At 58.3% G+C, this 12434-nt stretch carries 10 protein-coding genes; 6 read left to right on the plus strand and 4 right to left on the minus strand.

Going from position 1 to position 12434, the window contains the following annotated elements; genetic code table 11:
* Nucleotides 1–6: 6 nt before the first annotated feature.
* The 3 genes from OVA03_RS05025 to OVA03_RS05035 form a co-directional block, all read right to left on the minus strand.
* Nucleotides 7–456 (minus strand): J domain-containing protein, encoded by a 450-nt coding sequence (locus tag OVA03_RS05025; protein WP_267527065.1) that lies wholly within the window; start codon nt 454–456, stop codon nt 7–9.
* Nucleotides 457–1332 (minus strand): division plane positioning ATPase MipZ, encoded by an 876-nt coding sequence (locus OVA03_RS05030; RefSeq protein WP_267527066.1) that lies wholly within the window; start codon nt 1330–1332, stop codon nt 457–459.
* 255 nt (nt 1333–1587) lie between these two features.
* Nucleotides 1588–3240: a phosphatidylglycerol lysyltransferase domain-containing protein gene (locus tag OVA03_RS05035; protein WP_267527067.1), complete on the minus strand. Its 1653-nt coding sequence runs from the start codon at nt 3238–3240 to the stop codon at nt 1588–1590.
* A 400-nt stretch (nt 3241–3640) separates the two neighbouring features.
* Between OVA03_RS05035 and OVA03_RS05040 the strand changes: the two genes are divergently transcribed.
* Genes OVA03_RS05040 through OVA03_RS05060 form a run of 5 tightly spaced genes read left to right on the plus strand, consistent with a single transcriptional unit; the run spans nt 3641 to nt 10672 of the window.
* Nucleotides 3641–4012, plus strand: a complete 372-nt coding sequence (locus tag OVA03_RS05040) for a response regulator (RefSeq protein WP_267527068.1) — start codon at nt 3641–3643, stop codon at nt 4010–4012.
* A gap of 59 nt (nt 4013–4071) precedes the next feature.
* The gene (locus OVA03_RS05045; protein ID WP_267527069.1) at nt 4072–7575 is read left to right on the plus strand and encodes a response regulator; all 3504 of its coding nucleotides are present in this window, start codon (nt 4072–4074) and stop codon (nt 7573–7575) included.
* Between the two features lie 18 nt (nt 7576–7593).
* Nucleotides 7594–8430: a CheR family methyltransferase gene (locus OVA03_RS05050; protein ID WP_267527070.1), complete on the plus strand. Its 837-nt coding sequence runs from the start codon at nt 7594–7596 to the stop codon at nt 8428–8430.
* Complete coding sequence (locus OVA03_RS05055) at nt 8430–9008, plus strand: chemotaxis protein CheB (protein WP_267527071.1); 579 nt, start codon at nt 8430–8432, stop codon at nt 9006–9008. The genes OVA03_RS05050 and OVA03_RS05055 overlap by 1 nt, the downstream gene beginning before the upstream one ends.
* Before the next feature lie 44 nt (nt 9009–9052).
* Entirely contained in the window at nt 9053–10672 is a 1620-nt protein-coding gene (locus OVA03_RS05060) for a response regulator (RefSeq protein ID WP_267527072.1), read from the plus strand.
* A 3-nt stretch (nt 10673–10675) separates the two neighbouring features.
* Here the strand turns inward: OVA03_RS05060 and OVA03_RS05065 are convergent, their stop codons facing one another.
* Nucleotides 10676–11422, minus strand: coding sequence for an SPOR domain-containing protein (locus OVA03_RS05065; RefSeq protein ID WP_267527073.1), 747 nt, complete (start codon nt 11420–11422; stop codon nt 10676–10678).
* A gap of 98 nt (nt 11423–11520) precedes the next feature.
* Between OVA03_RS05065 and panC the strand changes: the two genes are divergently transcribed.
* Entirely contained in the window at nt 11521–12396 is an 876-nt protein-coding gene (panC, locus tag OVA03_RS05070) for a pantoate--beta-alanine ligase (protein WP_267527074.1), read from the plus strand.
* Nucleotides 12397–12434: the final 38 nt, after the last annotated feature.

Below are 12434 nucleotides of genomic sequence, written 5' to 3' on the forward strand. Positions count from 1 at the left end.
GGCGGGTCAGGATTTCAGCAAAATATCGCGCGCGGCATTGAGGGCGGCAGCCTTTTCCTTGGTGCCGCCCATGTCCGGGTGCGCGTCCTTCATCAACCGGCGATAGGTGCTCAATATGGTTTTGCGGTCGGCCCCTTCGCTCAGGCCCAACACCTTGAACGCCCCCGCCCGCGTCATATCGGTGCGCGCCGGTTGCGGGGACTTGTCGCCTTCATAGCGAAAGCGTGTGCCGCCTAAAAACGCCAGCGCCAGCAGGATAAGCGCGCCACCGATGATCCACTGTCCTCGAAACACGCTCATACCTCCTGAAATCAGCGTCATCAGCGCCAATAGGGCATTGATGGTGCCGCCCTGACGAATCCACGGGCCGGGCTTCAGCTTACCGGCCTTAGCCTTACGCCCCAACCAGACCAGAAGGGCAAACCCGCCCAGCAGCGCACCCAGAATATAGATCATCTATGCCTGAACGCGTTCGCGCTCATCCTCATCCATAGTACCCGCAATTTGGGCACCCTGTTCGAGATTAAGCTCAATCATCACGCTGCGCAATTCCTGACGCGCGGCAACGTGCGCCAGAGACACCGCCACCGGTCGGACATCGCTGCTTAAGTCCGCCACCGTCAGGCCAAACGGGAACAGCTCACGATAGATGACCCGGTCGCGTAAACCGGCCGAAACGCGAAACCCCACCCGCTTGGACAGGGCGGCAACCCGCTCATCGACCCGCTTACGGTTGCGGGCTTCGGTCGTGGCCAGACGGTTGCGCAGGACCACCCAGTCGATGCTCTGGCCATTTTCAATGGCGCGGTGCTTACGGGCATTCCACACGGTTTCGGAATAGATGGACGGCCGCTTGAGGTCGAGCGTGACCGGATCAACCTGCCCCAGCAGGTCAAAGTCGATAAAGCTGTCGTTCATCGGCGTCAGGATCAGGTCGGCGCACATATGGGCGCGGCGCGACATGGCCGAGTCCCCGCCCGGTGTGTCGATCACCACCATGTTGCAGGTCGCCAGCGCCTCCCCCAGCGCGCGGTCAAAGGCCTCAACCGCTACGTCTTCGGGGGCATCGACCAGTTTGGCGGGCGTGTCATGCAGGAACGGCTCAAACGCCTGCGGCAGATCCTTGCCATTGGCAGCGGCCCACACCTGACGGTTCGAGAAAAAACGCGCCAGTGAGCGTTGACGCAGATCAAGGTCGATAAAGGCCACCGACTTTCCCTGATGCAGCAGGGCCACGGCGATGTGCATGGCGACCGTCGATTTGCCCGCCCCGCCTTTTTCGTTGCCGAACACCAAAATGCGTGCTGGCCCAGATGCCTGTTTAAACGCCAAACCAATTACTCCTGATAATTTTCTCCTCCCTATCGAGCCATCGTGGCGAAGATGGGGAGGTGGCTGTGAGCGTAGCGAACAGACGGAGGGGTACTTCATACGAAAGATACCCCTCCGCCTCGTGAACTCGGCACCTCCCCACGCAAGCGTAGGGAGGAGGTAAAATTTATCCCCCTAATGTCGCGCCGTGGTAGCTTTGGTCAATGCACCCGACGCATCAAACATAGGGATGAGCCGGGCTTTTGCACACAAAATTTACGCTTTCTTAACCAGAGCCTTCGCCGATTGTGGTTTATCGGACTTAACCCCAAGGGCTGCCAGCGCGATCAGGGCGGGCACCAGCGCCGTCTCGCGACCGGCAATGGCGAAATAGCGCGGCTGCCATTGCGGCCGGAACTTTTCCTTATAGGCCCGCAAGCCCTCGAAATTATAGATCTCGCCGCCGAAGGTATAGATCAGCGACCCAAGCTTGGACCACAGCGGGCTGAGCGGCCCGGCCTCAAGCCCGGCCAGCGGCGCCAGCCCCAGACTGAAATAGCGATATCCGGCGTCACGACTATAGAAAATCAGTTGCAGGAACAGATATTCCATAATCCCGTGCGGCGCGTCCGTATCATAGCGCATCAGATCAAGACTAAGCTCGCTGCGGTCGCCGGTCGGCCACAGATTGGCAAAGGCCATGATCTTACCGTCCATGCGCACCACCGCCACCGGCATCAGGCGGATATAGGTCTCATCGAAAAAGCCGAGCGAATATTTCTTTTCTTTCGCCCCCTTGGATTTCAGCCAGATGTCGGAGACTTCGCGCAGCCGCGGCAGTTCCGGCTCGATCTGTTCGGGCGGAATGACTTCAAAGGTCGCGGTGCCGTCATATTTTTTAAGGGTCTGGCGCAGATTGATGCCCTTTTTGCCCGCGGTCGTGAAGGCATTGACATCCACCATCGCCTCCTCCCCGATCTTATAGGGCGTAAGGCCCAGATCGATGATCAACGGCAGCATGGCGGGGGTAATCTGGTAAAAGGACAGCTTGGCCTTGGCCAGAGACGCCATGTCTTTGAGTTGCCAGCACAGTTGCGTGCGGTGGGCTTCATCGCCGACCGGCTCACCCATGACGACCCATTGCTTACCGCTGATGCCGTACATCACAAACGCCTTACGGTCGTCACTCCACAGGATATGCTTATCACGCAACAACGCCAGCCACGCCTGGGGGTTTACCGATTCCGACACGACCTCATGCAGGTCGGACAGGTCATCTTCATCCGGCATGGGGGGTGCGGCCCGCGCCACGCCAAACAGGCGGTAGAGCGCAAACACCCCGACCGTCACCACCATGATCACCAGCCCGCGCAGGAAGCGCGACGCCGACGCCTCATACTCAAACTGCCCCCATAGCCTATGGGCATAGGGCACCTGCTCATAGGCATAGAAACCGCCCAGCCCGATCAGCAGGAGAGTCACGCCGATAACCCCCATCCACAGGGGCCGCACCTTAAGCGTCAGCAGTTGCGACTTGCGCCGAAAGGCCTGCTTGCACGGCACCAGCAGGGCTGCACAGACCACAAGCACCACCGCCGGGGCGACCGCCAGTTCCCGCGTCAGCGACACCACCGCCCCCAGCAACAGGAGCGCTATGGCCATATACCAGGCGGTATCGACCCGCTCCCACAGCCCGCGCGCCACCAGAATCAGCAGCACCGCAATCGCCGTGCCCGCCATATGGGAGATTTCAACCAGTTCCAGCGGCAGCAGACGCTGCACCACCGGCAGAGCCTCAGGATCGATCGGCGTCAGCACCAGCAGCAGCAGCACGACCCCAATGACAAAGGTCATCACACCAAACAGCTTGGGCACAAGGCGAGTCGCCGCATCGATCAGCAGTTGATTGACGTTGAGCCGGGTGGCCATAGATAAAAACCTTACAGCGACCGAATCCTTTTAGCGGCCCACCTCATCATAGCCCGACCGCACCACAACACTAAATCTTTTCAGAATAATTTTACACGTAAATAAAGCCGAAATTATTTATAGAATAAAATATAAATTACATTTACAAATACAGTTTAGATGCAAAAATGAAAGCGCAACACACCACCGCAATCAAAACAAAGACCACATATATACACATTATTATTTCGAAAAAATCACAGTAAAAATTATAAATAATCGATAAGTTAACAGCCTTTAGCCATAATTCCGCCCTTATAATATTGCCAGCCGTTTTGAAATGCTCTAACTTTCCCCTTCAAATCAAAACGGCCCATAGCCCTGTCAGGTTATAAATGGCGCCTCGTGTGGGGACTTTGCAATGAAGATTCTGATTGTTGAGGACAATGAAGCCCTCGCCCAAACGACCGGCTGGATCGTCGAAATGTTCGGCCATGACTACCGTTTCAGCCACACCGCCGACAGCGCCCTTGCGGCGGCGGCTGAGTACAAACCGCACGTCATCATCATGGATATCGGCCTGCCCGGTATGAACGGCTATGACCTGTGCCGTCTGATGCGCGCGCAACCGCACCTGTCGGAGACAGTATTCATTGCCCAGACCGGTCGCGCCGAACCTGAACACCGGCAGATGGCCGAAGATGCCGGGTTTCACCACCATCTGGTCAAGCCGGTCAATATTGAAAAATTACAGGCAACCCTGGATGACATAGCCCAGAATGTGGCGGCCTAGTTTATCCGCCGCTTAATAATGCCTGTGTAAGAGTCTGTATTTTGGGGGATTCTGTTCGTATGCCGAACACGATTAAGTTTTCGCTATCTGACCGTGCCGCGCGCGCTGATCTCGGCATATTACTAAGCCTGATCGTCGTCGGCCTGTTCTTTGTTATCACCGGTGCCATTTCCTATAATAACATCCATACCCTGAACCGCGACACCCGCCAGGTGACGCAGACCCATGATGTGCTTTTGGCCTTGAGTGAAGTCATGTCGTCTATGAAGGATGCCGAAACCGGACAACGCGGCTATATCATCACCGGCGACAGCGCCTATCTGACACCCTATTCTACCGGCCTGAATGGTGTTCAGGCGCAATTGTCAAATCTTGACCGCCTGATGACCGACACGACCAACCAGCGTCAGCGGCTATCGATTCTAAGAGGGCTGGTCGCCGCCAAGACTGACGAGTTGGCGCGCACGCTCGACATCCGGCGCACGCGCGGCATGGCCGCGGCTCAGGAAGAGGTCAACAGACACCTTGGCAAAAACCATATGGATGCCATCCGTCTGCATGTGCAGGAAATGCAGTCATTTGAGCGTCAAAGGCGCACCGAGCGTCTGAATGAAATGGAAAGAGCCTACCGGGCGACGGTCGTCAGTGTCGTCACAGCCGCCATTCTCGGACTGATCCTGACCATAATTGTCGGTGTCATTGTACGCCGCTCGACTATGGAGCGCCGCCGTCAGGAATGGCTGCAATCCGCTCAGGTCGGCTTAAGCGAGGCCATGCTGGGCGAACTGCGGCTCGATCAGTTGGGCAAGAATATTCTGGGCTTTCTGGCTGAGTTCACCGGCGCCCACGCCGCCGCGTTTTATGCCAAGGACGGCGGCATCTTCAAGCAGGTCGCAACCTTTGGAGTCCCGCCGGAAAACGACCTGCCCCTGACCTTTGGGCCCGGTGACGGCCTGCCGGGTCAGGCGGTGCTCAAAGCCGGGGCCATCGTCATTGAAAACATGCCGGGTAGCGACAGCCTGACGGTCGGCACAAGCCTTGGGCAGTGGCGGCCGCGCCATCTGGCCCTTGTGGGCGTCGACTCCGATGGTCAGGTCGACGGCGTCATCGAACTGGGCTTCATCAATCCGATGCCGGCGGCGATTGACGCCTTGCTGGAGCGGGCGGCAGAGTCCGTATCGGTCGCGATCAAGTCGGCCAATTACCGCGCCTCCCTGCAAAACCTGCTGGAGGAAACCCAGCGCCAGTCCGAAGAACTTCAGACTCAATCCGAAGAACTGCGCGTAAATAACGAAGAACTCGAAGAACAGAGCCGCGCACTTCGCGAATCGCAACTGCGTCTGGAGCAACAGCAGGCCGAACTGGAACAGACCAATGTCCAGTTGTCCGAACAGGCGCGGTTGCTGGAGGTTCAGCGCGATGACCTGTCGCGGTCCCAATCTGAAATCGCCCTCAAGGCGCAGGAACTGGAGCAGGCCAGCCGGTATAAGTCCGATTTCCTGGCCAATATGTCCCACGAACTGCGCACTCCGCTCAATTCGTCGCTTATTCTGGCCAAGCTTTTGGGCGACAATTCTGAAGGCAACCTGACCGACGAACAGATCAAGTTTGCCCGCACCATTCAATCATCGGGCAACGACCTGTTGCTGCTGATCAACGATATTCTCGACCTGTCCAAGATCGAAGCCGGTCAGATGGACATCCGGCCGGAGACCGTATCGATTAAACGCCTTGTCAGCGACATGACACGCACCTTTGATCCGGTCGCGGGCGATAAGGGGCTGAAATTCAGTACCTTTGTTGAACCGGGTGTAGCCGAGATGATCGAGACCGACCGCCTGCGTCTTGAGCAAATCCTGAAAAACCTGCTGTCCAACGCGTTCAAGTTCACCGAAAGCGGCGAAGTGCGTCTGCGGGTGCAGACGGCGGCGAACGGCAAGGTGGCGTTCAGCGTCACCGACACCGGCATCGGCATTTCCGAAGACCATCAGGCCACCGTCTTTGATGCGTTCAGGCAAGCGGATGGCACAATCAGCCGTAAATATGGCGGCACGGGCCTTGGGCTGTCGATCTCACGCGAACTGGCGCGGCTGCTGGGAGGGGTCATAACGCTGAAAAGCGCCTATGGTCAGGGCTCGACCTTTGCCGTCACCATTCCGGTCATCTATGATCCCGCCGGTATTGCCGTGCGTGATGCCCTGCCGATGTCGGTCACGCCGGACATGGCGACGCCACAGGTTTCAGTCTCTGGCACCGCAAACTCTGGCACCGCAAAGCCCCGTGCGAAAAAGGCTCTGGCCGGTCGCACGGCCATGGACGACACTCTGCTGACCGCATCGGCGGCGCAGGATGACCGCGATAAGTTAGAGCCCGACAGTCGCACCATCATGGTGGTGGAGGACGATGAAGCCTTTGCGCGCATTCTGTTTGATATGGCCCACGAACTGGGCTTTAAGTGCCTGGTCGCCCACACGGCTGAGGATGCCCTCAGTGTTGCCCGCCAGTACCTGCCGCAGGCCGTGGTGCTTGATGTCGGCCTGCCCGACCATTCGGGCTTATCGGTTCTGGACCGGCTCAAGCGCGACCCGCGTACCCGCCATATTCCCGTCCATGTCGTCTCGGCGGAGGACTATACCCACGCCGCCCTGTCGCTGGGGGCCATCGGCTACATGCTGAAACCGGTCAAGCGCGAGGAACTGGTCGAGGCGTTTATCATGCTGGAATCGCGTCTGGCCTCTGGGATGCGCCGTATCCTGATTGTTGAGGACGATGACGTGCAGCGCGACAGCGTGGCCCGCCTGCTGCAAACCACGGATGTGGAAACGGTCGCGGTCGGCACCGCCGCCGAGTGCCTGGAGAAACTAAAAGAAGAAACCTTCGACTGCATGGTGCTGGACTTGTCCCTGCCCGATCAGTCCGGCTATTCCTTGCTGGAGACGCTTAGCCAGGAAGACGCCTATGCCTTCCCGCCGGTGATCGTCTATACCGGTCGCGACCTGTCGAGCGATGATGAGCAGAAACTGCGCCGCTACTCCAAGTCGATCATCATTAAGGGCGCCAAGTCGCCGGAACGGCTGCTTGATGAGGTCACCCTGTTCCTGCATAAGGTTGTGTCTGAACTGTCGCCCGAACAGCAAAAGATGATCAAAAAAGCCAAGAACCGCGACGCCATGCTGGAAGGACGCCGGATTCTGGTGGTCGAAGACGATGTGCGCAATGTCTATGCCGTCACCAACATCTTTGAGCCATTAGGGGCCATCGTCCAGATCGCCCGCAATGGCCGTGAGGCGCTGGAGGCCCTGACCGAGGCGCAAGGGTCACCCAAAACCGCCGTGGACCTGGTGCTGATGGACGTCATGATGCCGGAAATGGACGGCCTGACCGCCACGCGCGAAATCAGGAAAAACCCCGACTGGTCTAAGCTGCCGGTGATCATGCTGACCGCCAAGGCCATGAAGGACGATCAGGAACGCTGCATCGACGCCGGCGCCAACGACTATATGGCCAAGCCGCTTGATGTCGAAAAACTGGTCTCACTGGTGCGCGTGTGGATGCCCAGATAGGATCAATAAGATAACCTCATGCCAAACGCCATCGCCCGCACCGAAGACATAGAATTACGCCTGCTGCTGGAGGCGATCTTCCTGAAATATCATTATGATTTCAGGCACTATGCGCTGGCGTCGATCAAGCGCCGCCTCACCCAGGCGCGTGACCGGTTCGGGTGCCGCTCGTTTTCTCAGCTTCAGGATATGGTGCTGAATGAAGCCGGCATGATGGATGAGTTGCTGGGGTATCTGACGGTGCAGGTATCCGAGTTGTTTCGCGACCCGGCCTATTTCCGGGCCATCCGTGAAAAGGTGGTGCCGCATCTTTTGACCTATCCGTCGCTCAAGGTCTGGATCGCGGGCTGTTCGACGGGTGAAGAACTCTATTCCTTCGCGATATTGTTTCGGGAAGAGGGCCTCGAAGACCGCACCCTGTTCTACGCCACGGACATTAATGGCGACTCCCTGCGCAAGGCTGAAATGGGCGTGTATGCCCTCGACCGAATGAAGCTGTTCACTGAAAACCACCGCCTGTCGGGCGGTAAGTCGTCCCTGTCAGACTATTATACGGCAGGCTATGGAGCGGCGACCTTTGATAAATCTCTGCGCAAACGCACGGTATTTTCCGACCATTCTCTGGTGACCGATGCGGTGTTTGCCGAAACCCAGTTTGTGTCCTGCCGCAATGTGCTGATCTATTTCACCAAGGATTTACAAACGCGTGCCATCGGTTTGTTCAAGGACTCCCTGACCCGCAACGGCTTTCTGGGGCTGGGGGCCAAGGAAACCCTGCGCTTTTCGCCCCATGCCGATGAATTCACTGAATTTTCGCGCGATGAACGCCTGTATCAGAAGCGCGGGGGTATCTGATGCCAGAGGCCGCCCATAAACCCTATCGTGCCGTGGTCATCGGTGCGTCTGCCGGGGGATTGAAAGCCCTGTCGGCGATCCTGCCTCACCTGCCCGCCGACTATCCGTTGCCGATCATGGTCGTTATCCATGTGCCGCCGCACCGCCGCAGCCTGATCGCCCCCCTGTTTGAGGAAAAATCGCAGGTGCGCGTGATAGAGGCCGAAGATAAAACCCCGCTGACCGGCGGCGGCGTCTTTTTCGCGCCGCCCGACTATCATTTGCTGGTGGAACGCAGTTTTGAACTGTCGCTGTCGTCCGAAGAACCGGTGCTGTTTTCACGCCCGTCTATTGACGTTCTGTTTGAGACGGCGGCGGATGCTTATGGTGACGGCCTGATTGGTGTTATACTGACCGGGGCGAATAATGACGGGGCAGCGGGCCTTAAGGCGGTGATGGCTTATGGCGGTAAGGGCTTGATCCAGACCCCCGCCACCGCCTTTGCCCGCGCCATGCCCGAAGCGGCGATCGAAGCCTGCCCATCCGCATTGATTTTAGATTTGGACGACATTCTACTGGAACTGAAAAACGCCGCCTGACACCAGCCTGACTATGAATTTACGTAACAGAGACCGAACCTTATATGCCTGAAAGACTGAAAGCGCCTGTTCATATTCTGCTGGTCGATGACCTCGAAGAGAACCTGTTATCTCTGGAGGCGCTGCTGCGACGTGACGGTCTGGTGCTGCTGAAAGCCCGCTCCGGCCCCGAAGCGCTGGAGATTTTGCTTAAGCAGGAAGTCGCCCTGGCCCTGCTGGACGTTCAGATGCCGGAGATGGACGGGTTTGAACTGGCCGAAATGATGCGCGGGTCTGAGCGCACCAAGCGCGTGCCGATCATGTTTTTGACCGCAGGCACGGCAGATCACACCCGCCGGTTCCGGGGTTACGAAGCCGGTGCCGTCGATTTCCTGCAAAAGCCGCTGGAACCGGATATCCTCAAATCCAAGGTCGAGGTATTTTTCGAGCTTTACCGCCAGAAGCAGCACATCGCCGCCCAGCGTGACGCCCTGCAATCGGCGTTCGAGGAAAACGTCCGCCTGCTCAATGAGAGCCGCAAATATGCTGAGGCCCTAAAAGACGCCGACCGCCGCAAGGACGAATTTCTGGCCACCCTCGCCCACGAACTGCGTAACCCTCTGGCCCCTATCCGCAACGGCCTGCACATCCTCAAGATGTCGCCCAACCCCAAGATTGCTGAGGATGTGCGCGACATGATGGACCGCCAGATGACCCATCTGGTACGGCTGATCGATGATCTGCTTGATGTCTCAAGGGTCAGTCAGGGCAAGATCGACCTGCGCCGTGAACGGATCGACCTTCAGGATGTGATCAGGGCCGCGCTGGAAACCAGCCGCCCAGCCATTGATGCCGGCGGCCACGCGTTTAGTCTGGACATGCCGGACGAGGCCATACCGGTAAATGGCGACCTGACCCGGCTGGCGCAGGTGGTGTCAAACCTGTTGAACAACGCCGCCAAATATACCCCTGACGGCGGTAAAATCCGCCTCACCCTAACGCGTGACGATCATGAGGCCCGCATCCATGTGGCCGATACAGGCCTTGGCATCGAAGCCGACATGCTGCCCAAGGTGTTTGAACTGTTTACCCAGGTTGAGCGTAATCTCAACCTGTCGCAGGGCGGCCTAGGCATTGGGCTCGCCCTCGCCCACCGGCTGGTGCAGATGCATGGCGGCACGATCACGGCCGACAGCGCCGGTGAAAATCAGGGCTCGACCTTTACCGTCCATCTGCCGGTCACTGATATCGAAGGCCTCGTCACCGAAGACGCAGCCCCGCAGGTGGCGGGCGGACAGGTGCTGGATGTGCTTGTGGTCGATGACAACCGCGAATCTGCCCAGACGACAAGTTGGATGCTGGAACTGATCGGCCATCAGGCGCGCATGGTTCATGACGGCATGGACGCAATCGCCGCCGCCAAAGCGACCCCGCCCGATGTTATCCTGCTCGATATCGGTATGCCGGGTATGAACGGCTATGAGGTCTGCCGGGAGCTGCGCAAACACACGGCGCTGAAAGACACCATCATCATTGCCCAGACCGGCTGGGGTCAGGAACGCGACCGCAAGACAGCGTTCGAGGCGGGATTTGACCACCATGTCACCAAGCCCGTCAGCCTTGATCGCTTTACGCAGTTGCTGGGGGATATTCAGGGGGCGAAACCGTCACCGGCTGGGGCCTGAACCTTATCCCGCCGCACGGGTGCACCAACTGTCCTTGACCTCTAGCTTGGCGCACAAAACTTGCGCCTCCGCATCGGTATAGACCGGCCCGACCTTTAGCCGCACCAAAACCTTGCCGCCATTGGTGCGTATATTCTGCATCTGCGGGTTAAAGCGCGCGATTTCCGGGTGGACAGCGGTCAGTTTATCCCACGCGACTTGCGCACCCTGACGGGTGGAAAATGAGCCGATCTGGATGGTGCGGCCCTTATTGACGGTCTGGGAAGCCGGTTTGACTTCAGGCTCAGCCACCGCCGAGAGCGGATTTTCAGCAAAGGCCATGGCCGGGGCCACCACCTTGGTCTCAGAGGGTTCGGCCTGCGATAAGATCACACCCTTCGGGGGTTGGTTGCGATCCAGCTCCAGCGGATCAACAATCTGAACCTTAAGGTTATTATATTGCGTAAACAGGCCGCCTTGGCCGACCGCCATGTCGCGGGCAGTGTCGACGATGATGTTGAGCGGCTTATCGTTTTGGCTCCCCCCCTCAGCCTGCGCCAGCACAGGGGCGGCTGAGGGATCGGTTTTCGCCGCCGGTGCCGGTGAGGTCTCATCGACCTGAATGGACTGGATCTGGGCCGCCAGGCGTTGGAAATCCTGACCGTCGCGCTTTGGGCCCTCACACGCGCTCAGGCCGAGGGCGGCGGTGCTTAACAGCCAAACCGCAACCTTACGCGCAAACGCTTTACTAACCGGGGTCAAATACGCCATAACGCCACTCTACTCAAAGCCCTTTAAAACGGGGTTAGAAAATGTACTTAACAGACGTGGTTAATCCCCGGCCTGCTTTAAAGGTGTAACGTAAGCTTATGTCCGCCCCTGTCGTTCAAGATCCTGTGTTTCCGCAAACCCCGAAGACTTCCCGCACCATCGCCGACCTGCGCACCGTTGTGACGACCTGGAAGCGCGACGGTTTGCGGGTCGGGTTTGTGCCGACCATGGGCGCGTTGCATGACGGGCATCTGGCGCTGGTCAGGCACGCCCAAACCCTTTGCGATAAGGTGGTGGTGTCGATTTTCGTTAATCCGATGCAGTTCGCCCCGACCGAAGATCTTGAGCGCTATCCGCGCCGGGAGGCTGAGGATATCGAAAAACTGGCCGAGGTCGGTTGCGATCTGGTCTATTTGCCGACGCCTGAGATCATGTACCCGGCAAATTTCGTGACCCGCGTCCATGTGGAGGGTCCCGCAATGGGTCTGGAGACCGATTTCCGCCCACAATTTTTTGACGGCGTGGCCACGGTCGTCTGCAAGCTGTTTAATCAGGTCATGCCTGATGTCGCCGTCTTTGGCGAAAAGGATTATCAGCAGCTAAAGGTGGTGCAGGCCTTTGCGCGTGATCTGGACATGCCGGTTGAGGTGGTCGGCCTGCCGACCGTGCGGGAAATGGACGGGTTGGCGCTGTCGTCACGCAATGCTTATCTCAAGCCGGAGGAGCGTGCTCAGGCCATCGCGCTTTATAACGCCCTGCGCCATGTCCGGGCTGCCGTTGTTGACAGCACCGATGTGGCCGTCGCTATAACTGAGGCGACCGACAACCTGACCGCTGCCGGTTTCGGCAAGGTCGATTACATCGCCGTACGCCATGCTGAAACACTGGGCGATCCGGTGAAAGGTGAACCGATACGCATACTGGCCGCCGCGTGGCTTGGGACGACGCGATTGATTGATAATATCGGGGTTTGAGAACCTCCCCTCTTGGAGGGGAGGAGGGAGGCCGCTAG

The sequence above is a fragment of the Asticcacaulis sp. SL142 genome (genome assembly GCF_026625745.1).
GTDB lineage: Bacteria > Pseudomonadota > Alphaproteobacteria > Caulobacterales > Caulobacteraceae > Asticcacaulis.